The following is a 19930-nucleotide window of genomic DNA, read 5'->3' on the forward strand; positions in this document are numbered from 1 at the left end:
AAGGTGCCGTGGAAAGGAATCTGAACCGTGGCCTTTAATCCGACCTATTCCAGTCGATCGCGGCGACGGTCTTCCTCACACTCTGGGCGACGGCAGGGCAGTAGCGGACGGTCGACCGGAACCGTCGACTACGTGGAGCCTCAGTCGCCGCTGCTTAAGCTGGCAGATGTGTCGCTGTACGCGGGCCTGCTGGCGGTCGTGCTTGTCTTCGGTGGGCGAACTCCGATCGGCAGCCTCGTTCTCGTGGTGGCGACCGGCATTACGGCGCTACTGTGGTGCGGACATCGGATGCTGACGCGGTCGGCTCCCTGGATCTGGAGTGGATTCGAGCTTCTGCTGGTGTGCGCGGTCGCACTCGGCCTCTTTCAGTTGATGCCGATGTCGCCGGAGATGCTCGAAACGGCATCCCCGGCCATCTCGACGTTTCTCACTCCCGATGCGGAACTCGGAGCCGAGATCGACTCGCCGTTGACGACCTGGGATCGGATCTCGCTCGCACCGTCGGAAACGCGACTGACGCTTGCTCCGATCGCCTGCGTACTCGTGCTGTTTCTGCTCCTGATTCAACGGTTTCGGGATCGTCAGCACGGGAAAAAGGTGGTGCTGGCGGTGGGATTCGGCACGGCTGTTTTCGCTGTCTTCGGATCGGCTCAGTATCTGTTAAGCAATGGGAAGTTCTTCTGGGTTTTCGAACACCCTTACACGAACACGGCTGCGGTCGCTAAAGGATCGTTCACAAACTCGAATCACTTCGCCGGTTTTCTGGCTTTGTCGCTGGGACCGTTGCTGGCGTGGGCCATCTCGCGCAGCGGGGAACGCCGCTCCTCACGAGATCGCATGGACAATGGTCCGACGGCCCGTCTGATTGTCGGTGCACTTGCCACATTCGCGTTGCTGGTCGGGATCGTGCTGACCGGTTCTCGCGGCGGACTGCTGCTGGCTGCCACGGCTCTCGGTGTGTCGCTCCCATTGATCATCTTCCGCGGACTGGCTGATGGCCGGACACCGATCGCCATCGCAGTCGCCGGGGTGCTCGCACTGGGCGGAATGTCGGTGGTAGGCGAGAAGATCCTCGAACGCAATGCTCAGGAACTGGTGACGTCGAATCTGACCGATCTGGATACAGGCGATGCTCGCAGCTTCGTCTGGAACGCCAATCTCGCGGCTCAGCAAGAGTTTCGCTGGTTTGGAACCGGACTGGGAACACACAAGCACGTCATTCCGGCTTATCACGCTTCGGAACTTCCCGAGCACGTCTACACGCATGCCGAAAACAGTTATCTGCAGATTGGAACTGAAACGGGCGTCGTTGGCTGGCTGCTGGCAGGCTGCGGGATCCTCCTCGTAATTCATCGTCTGTTGACCCGAATCGTCGGAGCACGCAGATCACCGGCTGAGATCGCAATGATGACCGGCGTGGGAGCCAGTTTCTGCGTGTTCCTCGTCCAGGGCGTTTACGACTTCGCCTGGTATGCACCCGCTTACATGCTCGTGCTGGGCATTTATCTGGCTTACGTCTTCGCGGCTCCGCGGCAGGTCGAAGCGACACCTGTTCCACTGCAGTGGAGAGGCCTCTCGGCGGGCGTTTGCGGCTTGTGCGCACTGGCGATTGTCGGAGCAGGGGGACTTGCGATCTGGCCGGCTGCTCAGGCAGAACCATATACCGTCGATTACATGCGATACACAAATCGAGCCAAGCAGTTCGACGATGTGAAGGATGAACTGCATCTGCTCAAAATTCGACTTGGACTACTGAAGAACGCACTTCGGTATCACCCCGAAGACATCGACAACAACATCCGGATTGCGACCAATCTGCGTCGGGTCTTTGAACTGCAGGATGCCGCTGGTCAGTTCCCGATGCCGATACCGCAGATTCGGGCAGCCGCCTATGCCGGGGGATTTGAGTCGACCGAACAGTTGCAGGCCTGGCTACAGAATCCGGCCATCCTGCAGCGTGGGTTTCCGCTGATGAAAGCCTGTCTCCACTTTGCGGGACGTGCGGCTCGCGAGTGTCCGGTGCGATCTCAACCGCTGTTGATACTCTCGGAGTTTTGCTTCATCGAGAACCCGGACAGTGCCCTCTCGGAATACTACATCACGCGAAGCGAACGAGCCGAACCTCATTCGTCGGAAATTGCCTTCTCACGGGGATTCACCGCCTGGAATCAGGGAGAAGTCGACAAGGCGATCGATTACTGGAAGCCGATCTTTTCAGCTAACGAGAAGAGTCAGAAGCGAATTATCGCCCTGCTGAGCCCTGCGATCAAGACCGCCGATTTCGACACGCTTTTCGAGCCAGATCTCGCGGCATTGACTGCAATCGTCCGGGCGTACAAAGACAAGGAATCGGATCACTTTCCCGATGCGGCGATCTATCTTGCTGAGAAAACAGTCAGCACACTTCCTGAGCTGACACTTGAAGAGCAGAAAACGTCCATCAGCGCCACGTTCTCCTATCTGAATGCAGCCGGCGTCGTCAACACGACCACGCGGCTCATCGAGATTACCACGCCGTACGTCGAAAGCGATCTGGAACTGCGGAGCGCCTTTGCCCGCTGGCTGGCCAAGCATGGCGAGTACACAGCCGCGACGGGGCATCTGGAATACTGCCTGTCGCGTACTCCGGGCGATCCCAAACTGCAGGATCTCATGAAAACCTGCCGCCAGTCGCAGCAGTCCTTCCGAGCCACCGGCTTCTCCAGCGGCGGCATTCGGATGCTTCGCTAAAGCCCTGAGGATTATCGCGTCTCCGCGGTTACGGCGTATCCCAAATCCGATCCGAAAGTGTCTTGTAGCGTCTGGGGATAGACGACTGCCGATTCAAACCAGAACCGGCCAGCATCGCCGCCCCGACAGCCGCCTGCTCCGGATGGACGGGCATGACGACCGTGCAGCGATATCGGTGAGCGACGCGGGAAGACAACCAGGGGAAATGCTCGAAGAAGTTCCCCGTGAGCACGATCCGTTTTCGGTTTCCCCGCGAATGTGGGACCTCATCGAATGGTTCGCAGACGCAATTCAGGACGCCGACAACCGCCGCGTACGACATTTCACGCAGATTAAAATTCAGGTCGGTGAGATTGCTGAGATGCCCGCGTCTTTGTCGATCCGATCGGGTGCCGGAGAACACGGGTTCGAAAATGGGGAACCCATCTCGACGGCCTGGCTTTGCGCACTCGGTCGCTGCATCCTTTAGTCGCTCGAGTAACTCGTGTTCCTCCATCTCGAAGCCGAGGTCCCGCAGCCAGCCATGAACGCTGCGAACATAGGTCTGCCAATCTCGTCCTCCGCTCACGCCCGCGCCGACGTTCAGCAAATACCCGTCGAGAAAAGGACGCACTTCGATCGATTTGGAAGGCAGAAACTCCCGAGTTGGCCAGCAGATCTGACCGCCGGTGCCGATGTTGATGAGCAGATCCGTTTCCGGATTCTCGATCGCCGCATGAGCAGCGGCCTGATTGTCGCCAATTCCGAGGTAGACCGGCAGTCCTTCAGGAAGCGACCACGTCTTCGCGGCTTCCGCTGTCACATGCTGAGCAACCGAGCGATCGTCGCTGCAGGCTGGAAACAGTGTCGGATCGAGCCCGCTGATCGCGATGACCTCTTCATCGACCCGGCCGTCCCGGACATTGTAGATCCCCCACGAAGCGGCAAACGTGGGATCGATGACCGTCGGTTCCGAAGACAGCACGCTGCGGAAGTAGCCGGTGATGTCGATAATGGCTGCCGTCTCCCCGGGAAGGAGTCCACTTTTGTGCAAGGCGTAAACGTTCAGCAGGGCATATCCGGGATGCAGATCACACCCGAGTCGTTCTCTGACTTCCTCGGTCAGTTTTCGTTTCAGTTCGGCGCTCCAGGCTTCGTTCCCGGCCGACTTCAAGCTCAGGCTTCTGAAGTCGAGCCAGGTGATCAGATCCGAAACGGCTTGGCCGGCCGCGTCGAGACAGATGAAGCCATGCATCTGCCCGGTCAACCCGAGAGCCAGCGGTTCGGCGTTCGCTTCAGCGAGGACGCTCTTCAGGCACTCTTTCGCCACGGCGGCAAGCCGATCCAGCGACTGGATTCTGGCCAGAGGATCTTCGTGCGGAAGAAAGGCGTCGTGCTTTCGGCTGTGAACGCCAAGCAGTTCGCCATCGGGTGAGATCGAGACGGCCGAGACGGATGTGGTGCCAAAGTCGAGTCCGAGCAGACAGTTCATAGCGGTAGCCGATGGGGGACAGAGAGGCGAGGGAAAAGGTTCAGCACCTTTGACGTCCTTCTGGAATCTCAGTAGCGTAACGGATTACCGCGATCGGGGCAGCCGGTCGCGGCCGGGCTGTCAGTGCGCTTGATGCGGCAACGGAAACGGGAACGCGTTGAATGAAGAAAATCGTCGGAATTCTGGGCCTGTTGATCTTCGTCTGTCTGGTGACGGCGTGGAACAACCCGGCGTTTCTCAAGCCGACCAACATCGAGCAGCTGCTGCACCGAACCTCTTTGTTCGGCATCATCAGCCTCGGTGCAGCGCTGGTTATCATGACGGGCGGAATCGACCTGTCGATTGGCTCGGTGATCGGTTTGTGTGGTTCGCTGCTGCCATTATTGTTGACTCAGTACGAATGGTCGGTCCCGGCTGCGATATCTCTGGTGGCTGGCCTCAGCGTTGCGATCGGACTGGCGCATGGTCTGTTGATTACCAAGCTAAGACTCCAGCCATTTATCGTGACGCTTTGCGGCCTGCTGTTGTATCGGGGACTGGCCCGCTGGGTGGCCGAAGACAGCAACCAGCGTTTCGGATCGGATTATCCCGGACTGATGTGGTTCGTCCGGGCAAAGATCGAGTTGCCGGGAGCTTTCGATATTCCGGTGCCGGCGATTCTGTTCGCACTGCTCGCCGTCATTTGCTGGATCTTTCTCAACCGGACCGTCTGGGGGAGGCATCTGCTGGCGCTGGGCCGAAATGAGCAGGCGGCTCGCTTCAGTGGTATCGCGACCGATCGGCTGGTCATTCTCTCCTATGTCGCCTGTTCCGCGCTGGCTGGTCTGGGGGGCGTGCTGTTTGCGCTCGATCAGAATACGGTCCAGCCGAGCGCTCATGGCAACTTCTACGAACTTTACGCGATTGCCGCAGCTGTGCTCGGAGGCTGCAGTCTCCGGGGGGGAGAAGGGAGCATTATCGGGGTCGTCATCGGAGCGGCATTGCTGCGCGTCCTGTACAATGCAATCATTCTGGCGGATATTCCCGCCCAGCTGGAGTTCGCGATCATCGGAATGGTGATCCTGGGGGGCGTGATTGCTGACGAACTGATCAAGCGGCTGGCGGCGCGCCGACGACTCAAGGCCGCACGGGCACTGGCTTCGACACGGTCAGACGACTGATAGAACACGGAATGCTGGATGACTGACACCACCGGGGAGATCAAAGTCGACGGAGCCGTTTCCGCCGCGAAGTCACGCTCGAGAACCTCGGTGCGGAACCTTCTGATTCTCGCGATCGTGCTCCTGGGAGGCAGTCTCGTGTTTCTGGCGATGGTCCAGCGGAAGTTGATCTACCATCCGGTAAAATCAGCGGCACTCGATCCAGCCGACTGGGGATTCCGTCCCGGTCGCTGTCTGGATGTCGAAGTGGAGATCTCGCCCGGAATCACGCTGCACGGCTGGCATGTGCTTCCCCCTGACCACCAGGCGCTCGATCGGGACGAGCAGATGCTCGAGCTTGAAGCCGGTCGGCCCGCAATTCTGTTCTTTCCGGGTAATGCGGGACATCGCGGCTATCGAGCCGATCATTTGCGTTTGCTCAGTAGTCTGCAGGCCGATGTCTTTCTGGTGGACTATCGCGGCTACGCCGAGAACCCGGGGGCTCCCAGTGAAGCAGTGCTGACGGCGGATGCCCGGAAGATCTGGAACCATATGACGGACGAGCTGGGCGTTCCCGCAGAGCGGATCATCCTATTGGGGGAATCTCTTGGCGGAGGCGTGGCGACCGCGCTGGCCAGTGAGCTCTGCAGCGACGGGGTGAGTCCCGGCGGACTGTTCCTGGAGTCGACATTCAGCTCAATGACGGAGACGGCGCAGTTCCATTTCCCATTGTTGCCGGTCAGTCTGCTGCTGGCGGATCGATATCCCTCCGAGAAGCGAATTGAATCGGTCGACTGTCCGATCACGATGATCCACGGCCGCAGGGACGAGATCGTCCCTTTTCCGTTGGGAGAGCGACTCTTCGCAGCCGCCCCGGAACAGTCTGCGAATGGGGTGGCGAAGTCGTTTGTGGAACTTCCGGGTGTGAATCACAACGACCTGCTTCTACTGGCCGAAACGGAGTACCTGAGAGCGATGGACTCTATGCTACGGAATGTTCGGAGCCGGTGAGTCCGGGCGTCGACGATCCGCTGGTCGGCCAGAGCGATTCGATCGCCTGAACGAGATCCCGGTATTCGAACAGTTCGTCTAAGTGTCGGTGCAGACGCGACGCCGGTTCGGGCTCATTTTGCGAAGTCGCGCCAGTGCTCGCAGTTTTGCCGGTTGCGGAGGCGTCACCAATAACGACGCGCGGAATCTGGCTGGTCGCCGGATTCGCTTCTTCCCGATGGGCAGCGACGCGGGCGTTGATCACAACGACCGTTTCTGATTCCTGAGGATTGTGATACTCGATCTGTTGCCAGGATTGGACCGGCCGAACTTCCGTCCCGGCTTTGCCGAGAACGGCGCGGAGCACTTCCGCAGTATCCCGCTGGGAATCGAGCACAAATAGACGGCGAGGCTGCTGCACGAGTTCCTCCTTGAACTCACTCACGACACGGCTGGAAGCTTTGGCCCGACGGGACTTCTTGTCCTGAGGACCGGCGAGGCGTGCGGGAGAGTATCGGGTTGGGCGATCTGTGTCAAAATCAACTTTGACGGAATGCCGACGGGCGCGCCGCAGAGTCCTCCCCGGTTACCGACGTTTCCTGTATTCCCGCAGACCGCCCCCGCGGATGCCCATAAAAAAAGACGCAACATTCGAGGAATGTGCGTCTGAAATCGCTGGATATCCGGGAACCCGAAAGTTGAGCAGACTTCCGACTGCCCGTAATCCAGTTGGTTTCATCGGGTTAACGGTCTACTGGAGCACCTGAATAGCAGTTGCTCGCGGTCCTTTCGGTCCTTCTTCTTCTTCATAGTGGACCTGCTGTCCGACTTCCAGAGTCTCAAACTGTGCATTCTGCAATGCTGAGACATGGAAGAACAGATCGCCCCGGTCCCCCTGAATGAATCCGAATCCCTTATCGGACACAATCTTCTTAATCTTACCCTCCGGCACCTCGCACACTCCCTACCACACTCCGCACTAAAGCCAAATTTCGCATACGGCCTGCGGCTGTGGCAGAAGTGACCGTATACGTCACCAGAAAAGTTCCGGCCGGTCCGACGTCGTGCCGGCAACAGCCTTTCCTCTAACACACTTAGTCATTCGATTCCGGGGAAAGGGTGCGGCCTTCGATTCCCGGAACGGGCTTCAGTCAAACTTCTTAGGGAATAATCCCGATATATTCGACTTTCCCGATGCGCGTGAGTCTACCACCGATAATGGAGAATCGTCCATCTTGAACTTCGAAAATTTTGTGCTACAGCAAAATCAGAACTTCATCAGGATCGTTTGTTCACGTACGGGGTATTGGTCTCGACTGCAGCATTCTCGGCGATATTGACCCAGACGTGAACGTGAGGGGCTCCGCGGAAGTGCCAGACAAATGAAGGGCCCTCGAGCCGCCAGTTGTCCCATACGCGGTCCTTGCCGATGTCGTTATCGGTGTAAAACGCCAGGGCGCAGGAGTTGAGTCCGCCTTGCGTTTTGATGCACTGCGTCACCTCGTCGCGGTCAGATTGACGGAACGGCTCGACGAGAGACTGGAGGGTTTCCTGCAGTGCTTCCTGCTGATCGGAGGAGAGCTCGGACACGGGAATTCCCTGAATCTGCTTCGTGTCGCGAAACGCGATATCGCCTTCGCTGGGAGTCCGCCGGACTTCTGCCAGTTTTCGCTGCCGACCATCGAGCATCTTGTAGACTTCGTTGGCCTTCAGCGCCTGTTCCCAGAAAACATTCTCTTTGTGATCCGGGCCTTCATTGAATTCGCCCAGCGGGTCGTGCCCGTAGAAAATCGGACCGCCGAACGCGAGATGATCGGCGGAGTTCCCGTCGCAGCGAAGTGTCATATGGCGGCCCGTCATCACGAACTCGAAGCGGTCGCTCTCCGGATCCCCGAAAATGGCAATCGCCTGGTTGTCGCCGAAGCCGCCGTTGTCGTCTTCGACCTGCTTGTAGTACCGAGTGTGCCAGTCGGGATGGATGATGCCTTCGAAGATGGCCCGGACCATGTCCTGCTGTTCGTCGGTGAAGTACTTGCTTCGAACCTCCGGCTTGGTGATCGTCCAGTTGTTGTTGACATGGGTTCGCAGCAGGCCGCGTCCCTTTTCCGTGTGATCCCAGCCGAAGCAGATCTCCTGACGCTGTTTTTCGGAAAGGGAGGCGAACAGATGCTTCACGGCCGATTCCGGCGTCTCCTTCGCCTTGGCGACAGCCTTGTTCACATCGAAGAGAGCCGCAGTGAGAGGTGTCGCTGCGCCGAGAGCCGCCGTGGCGGCGAGGCTGGTCGTGAGAAACTGACGTCGATTCAGATCGGACGGGGAGGGATCGAAGGAATGGGTCATGGCGTACTCCTGCGAAAAAGGGGGCCCGGTTAGGGGAGACTTGTCATAGATACAGCATACCAGATCCGAGAACGGTTCGGAAAGGACTGATGCGTATCGATCGCAGTCAGTGGGAGACCTGGTCTCCGGTTTCGCAAGCGAGCGTCCGTTTTTGTCTCGTCCTCAGCGGGCGGGGCGTCGGCGGGTCAGCGGGCGCATGGCGGCCAGACCGCATCCGAGCAGGAAGCCGGCGAAGTGAGCCGTGTTGGCAATCGGCCCAAAAATTCCCGTAAGGCAGAGGAACAGAAAGCCAAGCATGAGATACACGGTGAGATCCGGCAGGCCGATGCCCAGTCGTGGTTCCAGACGACCTTTGATCCAGATAAAACCGAACAGGCCAAAATCGACCCCCGACATTCCGCCGAACGTCGGATCCTTATCGAAGACGAGGGGCGGGATCTTCACATAGAACTCCGCCAGATTGGAGAAGACTGCGAGGAACAGGACCATCACCAGAAATCGCCAGGAGCGGAGTCGGGGCTCCAGCATCGCTCCGAAGATGTACGTCCAGTACATGTTGAACAACAGGTGGAAGGCATCGTAGTGGACAAAGATCGGCGTCACGAGCCGCCAGATTTCCCCGCCACGAATCTCCCGCAGATCGGTATAGAAGCGAATTCGATCGTTGCCGGCTGGCTCGAACGACGCGATGGTGAAGTCGGTGATCAACCCGTAGTCGTTATTGTCCAGAGTGATCATCAGCGTGACGACGACGCTGATCGTGATCAGAAAGAACGTGATGGGAAGATGACCGGCACCGAGGATCGCGGGCCGGCGTCGAACTTCAAGTCGCCGACGGACAGCTTCGAGAGCCTGCTTCTGCCGGGCGACGCGGAGAGCCTGCCCTTGAGCCACCTGTTTTTCGAGCTCGGGGGAACTCGGATCGTTGCGAAACTCTTCCAGAGCCGCGCGGGCTCGGGGCACATCATCCTCTTCGATTACCCACAGATCCCAGACGCCGTCCGCAGGATCGACTCGGGAAGCGATTTTTTGCGACAGCAGATAATCGTGAAAACGGCGGGCCTTGGCTTCAGTGTCCAGTGTTCCCAAATGTCGCATGCAGAATCCTTTTGCCGCCGTCGCAGAACGCACTTCGAGTGAAGAACCGCGGAGAGTGTTGCGGAGACCGGCTGGTCACGTCCCGCTGGTTATCGATCAGAGCCCGCACCTGCTATAAAACTTCACAGATGCAATGGGACGAACGCGATCTCCTCCGAGTCTTTCCTGTCTTATAGCAAAGTCCAGCAGCAATGAAAGTTCGATGTCTCGCTCTCAACGCCGATCAGGGCCCTCATTTTCCGATGCTGGAGCAGCACGGCTTTACGCCACTGCCCGCCAATCGTAACGTCAACTTTCACCAAAGCGACATTCTGATCGAGCAACTGCAGGGCTGTGTCGGGGTAATCGCCGGAACGGAACCGTACACAAGACGCGTAATCGAATCGTCCCCGGAATTGCGGGTTATTGCGAGAATCGGCGTCGGCTTTGATGCGGTCGATCTCGCTGCCTGTGATGACCGTGGCGTCGTGGTCACGACCACGCCAGGAGTGAACCATCATGCCGTAGCCGAGCATGCGATTGCCATGCTGATGGCGCTCGGTCGCGGGTTTCCGGATCGCGATCGCTACGTCCGCGAAGGAAGCTGGAAACGTTACAGCACTCCGCGAATCGAAGGAAGCACCCTCGGCCTGATCGGTCTCGGTCGCATCGGCACTGCAGTCGCCCGGCGTGCCCTCGGGCTGGGGATGCGCGTGATTGCTTACGACCCGGGGCTCGATGACGATGCGATCCGGAAGATGGAGATCGAGCCGCGAGAACTCGATGATCTCTACGGACAGTCCGACTATGTCTCGCTGCACTTGCCAGTGACGGAGGAAACGCATCACCTCATCAACCGTGAGACTCTGGCTCGCATGAAGCCCGGAGCCGTGCTCATCAACACGGCTCGAGGCGCTCTGGTAGACGAGGCGGCGTTGTGTGAAGCTCTTCAAGACGGACATTTGCGCGGAGCGGGACTCGATGTCTTCGAGGTCGAGCCGCTTCCTTCCGACAGTCCGCTGCTCAAGCTCGATCATGTTCTTCTGAGTGGTCATCTGGCCGGACTCGATCGAGAGTCGCAGCGGGACACACTCACCATGGCCGCACAGACAATCATCCGTCTGCAGCAGGGAGAGTGGCCCGGCGAAGTCATTCAGAATCTGCACAACTGCCAGGACTGGTCCTGGGCCCGATGAGCGTTCTCTGGTCTCCAACTTCGCTGATCCTGAATACGTTCTTCATCAACCTGTGTCATTCTGCGACGCAACGTCGCCCCTTCGCGTGCGCCCGCTGCCTCGCCCTCACGGTTTGCGAGAGGTCGGAGCATCCGCGCGTGGGTCAGCAGGAGAGATCGCACAGTTCAGGGAGATGAAATGCGGATTCTAATCGTCGATGCCGTCCGCAGGTTTCAGGAGCTGGCCCGAGCCGTGGTCAATCACGTCTTCGCGACGATCGATGTCGATGCGGCTGATGGTCTCGCGACAGCCAGGCCGCTTCTCAAACAGCGTCACTATGAGCTGGTCGTCGTCGACGCATCTCAGCTCGACTCCGGATCCCAGGATCTGCTGGCTCACATGAACCTCTGGTACGAGGCGACGCCGGTCGTGATACTCAGTGCGACCGGTCTGGAAGAGCGTGTGCTCGATGCAATCCGTCGCGGCGCGATCGGGTTCGTTCGAAAGGAGCACTTCAAGGAAGAACTGCCGCAGCAGATTCGCTCGATTCTGAACGCGACGATGCGATCGCAGCCAAATTCGCTGGCGGGGAGTCTGCTGAAAGAACAGACGACATCGTTCTGTCTGCCGAATGAACGAACGCTGATCGTGAAGGTTAACAACTACTGCGCTCAGCTCCTGCAGGTCTTCCAGATCTGCCCTCAGCGGGATCAGATGCGGATCCTGCTCGCGCTCGAAGAAGCTCTGACCAATGCCATGAACCATGGCAACCTGGAAGTCAGCTCCGATCTGCGGGGCGTCGATGACGAAGCGTATCTGCGATTGCTGCAGGAGCGAAGCAATATCCCGCGGTTCGCGAACCGCCGCGTCGAGATGGACATCACGGTGACGACATCGCTGGCCCGTTTCCGCATTCGCGATGAGGGGCCGGGATTTGATGTGTCCCGGTTGCCCGATCCCTGCGATCCGGCGAACATTGGACGCTCACACGGTCGTGGGGTCTTTCTGATGAGAACTTACATGGACGAAGTGCAGTACAACGACCTCGGCAACGAAGTCACGATGATCAAGTACAAGTCCGACCAGCAGGGGGGCTCCACGGACTCCGCGATCTGGACTCACGTGCAATCGCCGGAGATTCTGCAACTGCGTGAAGAGATGAATTCCTGACGCAGGACATTCTCAACACCGCCAAAAGAAAACAGCCGACCTTTTCGGGCCGGCTGTTTTGTTGCTTTCTTCCGCTCTCGTTAAGCAGCCCGGCTGAGCGGACGACGCGAGAGGGAAATCGAAGCGATGTCCTGCTGCTCGCGAAGCTGCTGCATCGATTCGGTCAGTGTCGGCATGGCGACGCAGAGCTCGCGACGAACCATGCGGGTCTGCAACGACGTCTCGCCGAATCCGAAGCTCTTTCGCTCCGCTTCAGTGAAATGTTCGGCGGACGCAGCGGCCCCGAACCAGCTGACGTCGAACGACTGAGCCAGACGGCGGGCGAACTGGATCCGGTTCACACGTTCCGCACCGGCAACGTGATACAGACCGGTGAGACTTTCGCTGAAAGCGCGGTTAAGAATCTGCGCCAGTTCCGAGGCGACGATCGGAGTGGCATGTCCCGGCTTCTGCAGGTCGGCACAGGTCTGACCCTGCTGCATCCGTTCGAGCAGGTTTTCGACCCAGCCGGTCTGCCCGGAGGTTTGGCTCCAGCCGAAGACGTGTGTCCGTACCACGAGTGCCTGTTCGTTCTGCAGGACGGCCCGTTCCAGATTCAACAGGCGTTGACTGATGATCGAAGAGCAGCGGCATTCGGAATCTTCTTCGTGAAACATCCACGGGCCACTGAGCACGGCATCGCTCGAAAGCAGCACGTAGGGGATGTTCTTCTCTTTGCAGGACGCGGCCAGTTCGGCAGACCGTTCGCATTGTTCTTCAGAACCGATGGAAGCTTGCGGATTCCAGGGAGAATCGCCCACGCAGGATGCATCGATGACCCGCTGCGGCTGTAGGTCCGCGAGCAGTTGCCCCGGACTGGAACACGCCCCATCGCCGCTGATCAGCTGGCAGCCGGGCAGTTCGGGAGCGTTGTGGTCGCAGATTCCGATCACACGATAATCGGCACTGAATGATCGGGCGAGGTTCGCACCTGCGACGGTGTCGACTCCAAAGATGGCAAGCGTATTCAAGCGATGGCCTCCCTGCTTGGACGAAGTCGTTGATCAAATCCGCGATCGATTCTCAATCGAATCGGGACAGATCGAATCCTTCGTGTTATTAAATTCCCCCTCCATGGGCAGCGGCTTCCTCTCCGAACGGCTTCGGAGACGAGAGCGACGCCGGCGTTTCCACAAACGCGGCGGGATTATATTCAGAGCTTGCAAGTTTTACCAAGATCAATTCCGAGTGCCCCGGTCTGCCCGAATTACGGAGCAGTCCGCCTGAAAAGCAGAGGTTTCCAACGATTCCCAAACCAATCGGCGTCTTTCGATCTGAACAGAAATCATCCGTTCAAGGCCCGAGAAGTTGCCTGGGGAGATCATCTTCCGAGAACGTAACAGATGTCCTATAACGAACGCCCCCCCCAGGCAGGATCTTCCACCTGCACCACTGACCGCAATCCCCTCCCGCAGGCCACCCGTCATGATGGCACTTCTGCTCCGGCGCCGAGTGAGGTCCGCAGTTCGACTCGGTCTGATCGCGTTGTGTCTCGTTGAGCTCTACAGTTGCCGTATGTCTGAGCCCGAGATTCAGCGGAAACGGGGGCTCGGTGCCATCTACGATACATCGTATTCACCGCCACCAGGCGGGCAGCCGGCCATCGCACGGCATCTTGATGAACTGCACGCTCGATACTCGCAAACGCTGTCCGAACCGGTCGCGGTCACTCAATGGAGCAGGGAACAGTCGACCTGGAACGTGTTCTATGCCACGAACCGCGCTCCTCAGGGAGAATCCCCGGATCTGCGATTCGGAAACGACGTGGCGGCAGCGGTCCAGTACGGACGAGCCGCAGCTGTTCTCCCCGGCCGCGAACGAGGGCAGGACCCGATCCCGCTGCCCGAAGAAACGGGGAAGATCTCTCTGATGAGCTTCGTTCCGAAGTTCCACAAAAAGGAGCCACGGGCCTACGCGACCCTTGATCGTGTCCATTCGCTCGAGCCCATCGAGTTCCATGCCGGCCTGAAAGACCAGATCGAGCGGTCCACCGGAAAGGATCTGCTGCTGTTTGTGCATGGTTTCAATGTCGACTACGAAGCCGCCGTGATTCGCACCGCTCAGATTGCCTGCGATCTGCCGTTCAACGGAGCGATCTGTTGTTACGCCTGGCCCTCACAGGGAGGCATCAGGAATTACGGAAAGGATGAAGCCTTCAACTCTGCGTCCGTGGAACACTTCCAGACATTCCTGCAGAATCTGATCGGCAATGTCCCCGAGGATACAAAGATCAACATCGTTGTTCACAGCATGGGGAATCGCGTGGTGATGCAGGCGCTGAACCGGATGCCTGAACCTCATGGCGACGCGAGGCCAGTCAGTCATGTGGTGCTGTGCGCCCCCGATGTCGGGATCAGCGATTACTATGGCTGGATCGACGGGGTGAAGAAGCAGTCCCGTCGCGTTACGTTATATGTCGGCGATGGCGATACAGCTCTGGCGGCGTCCAAAGCACTTCACGCCGAGCAACGGGTCGGCGATGCGCTTCCTCCCGTGTTGACGGAAGGGGTGGAAACGATCGACTGTTCGCCGGTTGAGCTCTCACTGATGGGCCACTCTTACTACGGGGGCAGCATCGAGGTCCTGTGCGATCTGTTCTGTATCCTCAAGGAAGATCTGCCAGCCTCGGAACGGAATTGGCTGACACCGATCCGCGAAGACGGGGAAACATTCTGGCGATTCACGTCCCAACCGACGCCCGTTCACTGGGGCTGGAATTTTCCTCCCGAGATCACCGGAGCCGGGGTCGTTCAACAGTTGACGCTGCAGCCCGACGAAACCCTTTCCAGGTAAGCGCAGCAACAAGGCCCGGCGCCAAAATCGCCGAGCCTTGCGCATGTTACCGTTCTCGGAGGATTAAAACTCCGGAGTATAGATCGGCGGAGCAGGAGAAGCCGGGGCGTTCAGGAAGTAGTACCGCTCGGCTGCGTCGATGGCGATGCAGATCGGTCCGTTCAGACGCTCTTTGTAGTTCCCGATCCCTCCGGTGTAGCCGTTGCGGATCGCGGAAACCATGTCCTGAATGGTCACTTCCGCTTCATCGGTCATGCCGAGAGCCAGCTGGCAATAAGCGATGACATACAGGTTACCGGCATCTTCCCGAAACGTGCGGGCGTGCTTGGCGAACACCAGAGCATCGTGCAGGCAGCCTCGGCGATAGCAGGCCAGTGAGACCAGCATCGACTGGTCGAAGGTGTAGGCGACAGGCGGGCCAAAGCCGACACGACGCAGCAGCACGAGGTGCGGCATCGAAAGACCTTCTGGCGGTTCGAACAGTCCGGCTGATTCGCTGGTCTCGATCACTTCATCGACGTCCACAGCGGTGGCGGGCGGCTGAAGATTAGTCGGTGCATCATCGATGGGAACCGCGGTCGCGGGCGGAGCAGTCGTCGAAGGAACAGGCTCGGGTTCCGGAAGCACGGTCGGTGCGGGGTCATCGGCCCCGGGCACGGCGACCTGCGCGAACAATACCTGACCTGCACACAGGCAGCTCAGAACAAGCAGCGGGAACATCAGTTTCGACATCATGGCCTCCGGAGCAACGTGGTGTGACAGAATCTCTATATTGCCGATTTTGTCTATGCTATCTGCTTTCAGGAGTGTGTCAATTCGTCTCCCTGTGAGAATAATTGAAGTTGTGCCGGGGGCCTGCAGGCTCCCGCGGCTTTCCTTGAGAGTGGATTGGAATCTTGCGGCGAAATTGGTCATAGTGCGGAACCACAGGCGGCTCGGACCGGTTTGGTCGAGCCGAAATCACCCTTTCCGCCATCCAGATCTCTCCCGTCCTCATGTCGATTATCCGCTCGCATACCTCGCAGATCCGGGTCCGTTACAGTGAGACGGACGCGATGGGTTTTTTGCATCACGGCAACTATCCCACCTATTTCGAGGAAGCCCGCACGGAACTGTTTCGGGTCAACGGCGGCGATTATCGGGCGATGGAAGAACGGGGCCTGTTCTTCGTGGTCGTTTCGATGTCGTTCCGTTTCCGGAGCCCGGCTCGCTACGACGATGTGCTCGATGTGACCGCGACACTCGAAAAGGTCTCGGCCGCCAAGCTCGAACACTCGTACAAAATTGAGCGGGGTTCGGTCATCGTGGCGGAAGGCACGACCGTGCTGGCGATGGTCGATCGAGCCGGTCAGGTGCAGCGAATTACCGATCAGATGCCCGGCGTGCAGAGCGATTGAGCGGAATCGCCTGGGCCGCGCTTGTGTTGCGTATCGTCCACCGATAGGCTGTTGTTCCATATCAAAAACCGTGCATCTGTTGTCGCAGATCCAGATGCGTCATCAAAACCCTCAGGCAAGATCCATGAACGAACCGGCAGCCGATTCTCCCGCCCAGACCACTGAAAGGGCCTACCTGGAACAGTTGCAGAAAAAGCCCTTTCTCACGCGAATGGGAGGCTATGTCTCCCTTTCCGGACCGGGCTGGCTGCAGAGTGCGATCACGCTCGGGGGCGGGTCGTTATCCGGAAGTCTGTACCTCGGCGTTCTGGCCGGCTTCGGTCTGATGTGGCTGCAGCCGCTCGCGATGATCATGGGCATCATCATGCTCAGTGCCATCGCCTACGTTTGCCTGTCCACTGGCGAGCGTCCTTTTCATGCGATCAACAAGCATGTGAACCCGGTCCTCGGCTGGGGCTGGGCGATCGCTTCTATGATGGCCAACTTCGTCTGGTGTATGCCGCAGTTTGCTCTGGGCACCGCGGCGATTCAGCAGAACCTGATGCCCGGCGTCTTCGGCGAAGGGGCGATGGATCCCTTTATCAGTAAGGTGATCATCGTCGCGATTCTGTTTGTCTGCACCGGCATCGTGATCTGGTTCTACGATTCGGGCGGACGCGGGATTCAGATCTTTGAAATGGTGCTGAAGGTCATGGTCGGCCTTGTCGTCCTCTGCTTCTTTGGCGTCGTGTTCAAGATGACGATCAGCGGGGATGGCCTCAACTGGGGCGAAATCTTTGCCGGATTCATACCTGACTTCTCCTTATTATCCCGGCCGTCAGACGAGTTCGCGGCCCTGTTGACCGCGTCCGGCGACCACGCACAGTTCTGGTCGGACTTCATCGTCAAGAATCAGCAACAGGTCATGATCACCGCGGCCGCGACCGCCGTCGGCATCAACATGACCTTCCTTCTGCCATACTCGATGCTTCGCAAAGGCTGGAATCAGGCGTATCGCGAACTCGCCATCTTTGACTTGGCTTTCGGTCTGTTCATCCCGTTCATGCTCGCCACGAGCTGCGTGGTGATCGCTGCCGCCTCTCAGTTCCACGCCACACCGGCTCCCGGCTTCCTCGGCGAAGTCGATGCCAGCGGGCAGCCGATAGTGCCGGCCAAGAACCTGGTCGGCAGCTACAACGGACTGGTCGAAAGTCGTCTGAAGAACGAACTCGGCGAAGAGAAATACGGCGAACTGGCTGCCGATCCGGAGGCACTCGCCGATGCCAAAGAGAATCTCCCGGAAGCCGACAAGACTCTGGCCGCGATGCTCGTCACGCGAGATGCGTTCAATCTGGCCGACTCCCTGAAAGCGCTCACCGGGCCGATCTTCTCGCAGTACATCTTCGGTGTGGGCGTGCTCGGCATGGCGGTTTCGACGATCGTGATTCTGATGCTGATCAACGGCTTCGTCTTCTGCGAAATCTTCAACCTGCCGCACACCGGAACGTATCACCGTATCGGCTGCTTCCTGGCTGGAGTTTCCGGAGCGATGGGGCCGTTCATCTGGCAGGGCGATGCCAAGCTCTGGCTGGCCGTGCCGACCTCGATGTTCGGGATGGTGCTGCTGCCGATCGCCTACATCACGTTCTATCTGATGTTCAACTCCAGGAGCCTGATGGGTAAATACCGCCCGCAGGGAATCAAACTGGTTGTCTGGAATATTCTGATGGGACTGGCCGTCGCCCTGGCTGCATTCGGAAGTTTCTGGAGTATCAAGTCGAGCCCGTATCCGACGTTCGGCTTCTCGGTCCTGGGGGCCTTTGTGGCTCTGGCCGTGATTGTCCAGATCTTCCGCAAGCCGGAACCGCCGACGCCGGATGATCGGGACGCCCTCGAAACTGTGGCGCAGCCGTAATCGAGACCGGAAGGCATCGCATGAACCGCTGGAGTGTTGTCGGAGCCGTCTTCGCCGGTCTGGCGGTCATCACCGGAGCCTTCGCCGCTCATGGGCTGGGAGATCGTTTCGAGAAACTGTATGGGAGCATGCCGGACAAAGTGGTCGCCGGCGCTCCCATCCCGGCTGCTCACAAGTATCTGGGCGACTTCAAAACGGCAGCCGACTATCAGTTCTGGCATGCCCTGGCACTGCTGTTTCTCGGGCTGACGGGCCGCCGCTGTCGACTGCTGACCGCGGCCGGCGTCTGCTTTGTTCTTGGAATCGTCCTCTTCTCCGGCAGTCTGTATCTGCTGACGCTGCTCGCGATGCCGAAGCTCGGAATGATCACGCCCCTCGGCGGGCTGGCCTTCATCATCGGCTGGGTGCTGCTCGCTCTGGGCCTGAGAGGCAGAGCAAAACCGGCGGATTCCGTTCGGAATTCGTGAACCATTCGCTGCGGCAGCCGTTGAGGGGAGGGGAAGGTCGGTCGGTAAGTCATTGCATTCGGCTGGCGAAACCGTCACGATACGATTGCCCCTTTTGAGCGGGCACCCCTGACACCACGATTCCCGTCGGCCTGAATAAAGGACGCTGCATGTCGGTCGATCCCATGACTCAATCTCCGGAAGTGAAGACCCTCGAAAAACAGGGGCTGCCCAAGAGCATCTATCTGGTTTCGTATCCGAAGATCGTCTTTATGTATCCGACGGTCATCGCCTCGCTCATCGTCGCGATCTGGATGCATGTCTCGCATGGACTGTACGGCCTGGAGAACGTCGGCGGCGTGTCGGTCACACTCGGCACCGTCTTCCTGGCGATCTTTGCCATGAACATGGTCGTGATCTCATTCGACTTCCCCCGCACGACCTCGCTGACTCTCTTCTTCTGCATCGCGGCGTTCATCCTGGGTGGCTACGTGCTGCTGACGAACGCCCCGGATCTGGCGCCGTTTATCACCAATACACTGACGCGGATCCGCCCGATCGCCAACGCCTTCTTCTATTACACGTTCTTTACGATCTTCGGACTGCTCTTCCTGCTGGTAAAACTCGGCGTGCAGTTCGATTACTGGGAAGTCCGCCCGAACGAACTGCTGCACCACCACGGCTTCCTGAGTGACCTCGAACGCTTCTCGGCTCCGAACCTGCGGATCGACAAGGAAATCAACGACCTGTTCGAGTACATGCTCCTCGGCTCCGGCCGCCTGATCCTGCACCCCAGCAACGAACGCCGGGCCATCGTCCTGGAGAACGTCTTCTTCATCGGCGACAAAGAAAAGTCGATCACCAAAATGCTCGGAGCCCTCCAGGTCCAGGTCCGCGACGACTCCAACTAAGAGCGTCCGCCTCAATCCGGAACCGGCAACAACCCGCCGGGTGCCATGCCCACGCTCGCGTGGGCATGCTTGCGTTTGGTATCGAACACACTCGTAGGAGCATCATGGCTAATCGTGAAGAAGTTATACTGAATCGCGAATTCTGGTATCTGGGATTCGTAAACTGTGGCTTGCAGGATGCGACAAGAGCCATGAGGGACTGGCTCATTCCTCAGGGGTTCCAGATGCCAGTGATCTTTGATGCCGATTTGAGCTCGGCACTGACTCGCCTTGCGCCTGGCGAGGGCCCACAGTCACTCCTCATAGAATGTCGAAACGGCTGGACGGCAGTTTTTGACGAGCTGGACGAACCTCCGTC

The 19930-nt window shown here is 58.8% G+C and carries 17 protein-coding genes; 10 read left to right on the forward strand and 7 right to left on the reverse strand.

Annotation, left to right across the window (positions count from 1 at the left end):
* Positions 1–27: 27 nt before the first annotated feature.
* Complete coding sequence (locus L1A08_RS01435) at positions 28–2730, forward strand: O-antigen ligase family protein (RefSeq protein WP_238753401.1); 2703 nt, start codon at positions 28–30, stop codon at positions 2728–2730.
* Positions 2731–2758: 28 nt separating this feature from the next.
* Here the strand turns inward: L1A08_RS01435 and L1A08_RS01440 are convergent, their stop codons facing one another.
* Complete coding sequence (locus tag L1A08_RS01440) at positions 2759–4201, reverse strand: sedoheptulokinase (RefSeq protein ID WP_238753403.1); 1443 nt, start codon at positions 4199–4201, stop codon at positions 2759–2761.
* A 161-nt stretch (positions 4202–4362) separates the two neighbouring features.
* On the opposite strand from L1A08_RS01440, the gene L1A08_RS01445 reads away from it, so the two are divergent.
* Together L1A08_RS01445 and L1A08_RS01450 are read left to right on the forward strand one after the other, a co-directional pair.
* A complete protein-coding gene (locus L1A08_RS01445; RefSeq protein WP_238753405.1) occupies positions 4363–5361 on the forward strand; it encodes an ABC transporter permease in 999 nt (332 codons plus the stop codon).
* Positions 5362–5379: 18 nt separating this feature from the next.
* The gene (locus L1A08_RS01450; RefSeq protein WP_238753407.1) at positions 5380–6351 is read left to right on the forward strand and encodes an alpha/beta hydrolase; all 972 of its coding nucleotides are present in this window, start codon (positions 5380–5382) and stop codon (positions 6349–6351) included.
* Here L1A08_RS01450 and L1A08_RS01455 read toward each other — a convergent pair.
* The 4 genes from L1A08_RS01455 to L1A08_RS01470 all read right to left on the reverse strand — a co-directional run bounded on the left by L1A08_RS01455 (position 6323) and on the right by L1A08_RS01470 (position 9768).
* The gene (locus L1A08_RS01455) at positions 6323–6751 is read right to left on the reverse strand and encodes a hypothetical protein (RefSeq protein WP_238753409.1); all 429 of its coding nucleotides are present in this window, start codon (positions 6749–6751) and stop codon (positions 6323–6325) included. The two genes, L1A08_RS01450 and L1A08_RS01455, sit on opposite strands and share 29 nt — an antisense overlap.
* Before the next feature lie 330 nt (positions 6752–7081).
* Entirely contained in the window at positions 7082–7282 is a 201-nt protein-coding gene (locus tag L1A08_RS01460; protein WP_238753411.1) for a cold-shock protein, read from the reverse strand.
* A 326-nt stretch (positions 7283–7608) separates the two neighbouring features.
* Complete coding sequence (locus L1A08_RS01465) at positions 7609–8670, reverse strand: DUF3500 domain-containing protein (RefSeq protein WP_238753413.1); 1062 nt, start codon at positions 8668–8670, stop codon at positions 7609–7611.
* A gap of 162 nt (positions 8671–8832) precedes the next feature.
* Complete coding sequence (locus tag L1A08_RS01470; protein WP_238753415.1) at positions 8833–9768, reverse strand: rhomboid family intramembrane serine protease; 936 nt, start codon at positions 9766–9768, stop codon at positions 8833–8835.
* Positions 9769–9959: 191 nt separating this feature from the next.
* Here L1A08_RS01470 and L1A08_RS01475 point away from each other — a divergent pair, with 191 nt between their 5' ends.
* Positions 9960–10943, forward strand: a complete 984-nt coding sequence (locus L1A08_RS01475) for a phosphoglycerate dehydrogenase (RefSeq protein ID WP_238753416.1) — start codon at positions 9960–9962, stop codon at positions 10941–10943.
* A 177-nt stretch (positions 10944–11120) separates the two neighbouring features.
* The gene (locus L1A08_RS01480; RefSeq protein ID WP_238753418.1) at positions 11121–12092 is read left to right on the forward strand and encodes an ATP-binding response regulator; all 972 of its coding nucleotides are present in this window, start codon (positions 11121–11123) and stop codon (positions 12090–12092) included.
* A gap of 80 nt (positions 12093–12172) precedes the next feature.
* Here the strand turns inward: L1A08_RS01480 and L1A08_RS01485 are convergent, their stop codons facing one another.
* Positions 12173–13102, reverse strand: a complete 930-nt coding sequence (locus L1A08_RS01485; protein ID WP_238753420.1) for a sugar nucleotide-binding protein — start codon at positions 13100–13102, stop codon at positions 12173–12175.
* 544 nt (positions 13103–13646) lie between these two features.
* Here L1A08_RS01485 and L1A08_RS01490 point away from each other — a divergent pair.
* On the forward strand, positions 13647–14924 hold the full coding sequence (locus L1A08_RS01490; RefSeq protein ID WP_238753422.1) for an alpha/beta hydrolase: 1278 nt from the start codon (positions 13647–13649) through the stop codon (positions 14922–14924).
* A gap of 63 nt (positions 14925–14987) precedes the next feature.
* Here L1A08_RS01490 and L1A08_RS01495 read toward each other — a convergent pair whose 3' ends face one another.
* Complete coding sequence (locus L1A08_RS01495; RefSeq protein WP_238753424.1) at positions 14988–15656, reverse strand: hypothetical protein; 669 nt, start codon at positions 15654–15656, stop codon at positions 14988–14990.
* Between the two features lie 263 nt (positions 15657–15919).
* Between L1A08_RS01495 and L1A08_RS01500 the strand changes: the two genes are divergently transcribed.
* The 4 genes from L1A08_RS01500 to L1A08_RS01515 all read left to right on the forward strand — a co-directional run bounded on the left by L1A08_RS01500 (position 15920) and on the right by L1A08_RS01515 (position 19572).
* On the forward strand, positions 15920–16321 hold the full coding sequence (locus L1A08_RS01500; protein WP_238753426.1) for an acyl-CoA thioesterase: 402 nt from the start codon (positions 15920–15922) through the stop codon (positions 16319–16321).
* Between the two features lie 124 nt (positions 16322–16445).
* Positions 16446–18215 (forward strand): divalent metal cation transporter, encoded by a 1770-nt coding sequence (locus L1A08_RS01505; RefSeq protein WP_238753428.1) that lies wholly within the window; start codon positions 16446–16448, stop codon positions 18213–18215.
* Positions 18216–18235: 20 nt separating this feature from the next.
* Complete coding sequence (locus tag L1A08_RS01510; protein WP_238753430.1) at positions 18236–18682, forward strand: DUF423 domain-containing protein; 447 nt, start codon at positions 18236–18238, stop codon at positions 18680–18682.
* 149 nt (positions 18683–18831) lie between these two features.
* Positions 18832–19572 (forward strand): hypothetical protein, encoded by a 741-nt coding sequence (locus L1A08_RS01515; protein WP_238753432.1) that lies wholly within the window; start codon positions 18832–18834, stop codon positions 19570–19572.
* The last annotated feature ends 358 nt before the right edge of the window (positions 19573–19930 follow it).

Origin of the sequence: Rubinisphaera margarita, assembly GCF_022267515.1 — a bacterium.
In the GTDB taxonomy this organism is placed as follows: domain Bacteria; phylum Planctomycetota; class Planctomycetia; order Planctomycetales; family Planctomycetaceae; genus Rubinisphaera; species Rubinisphaera margarita.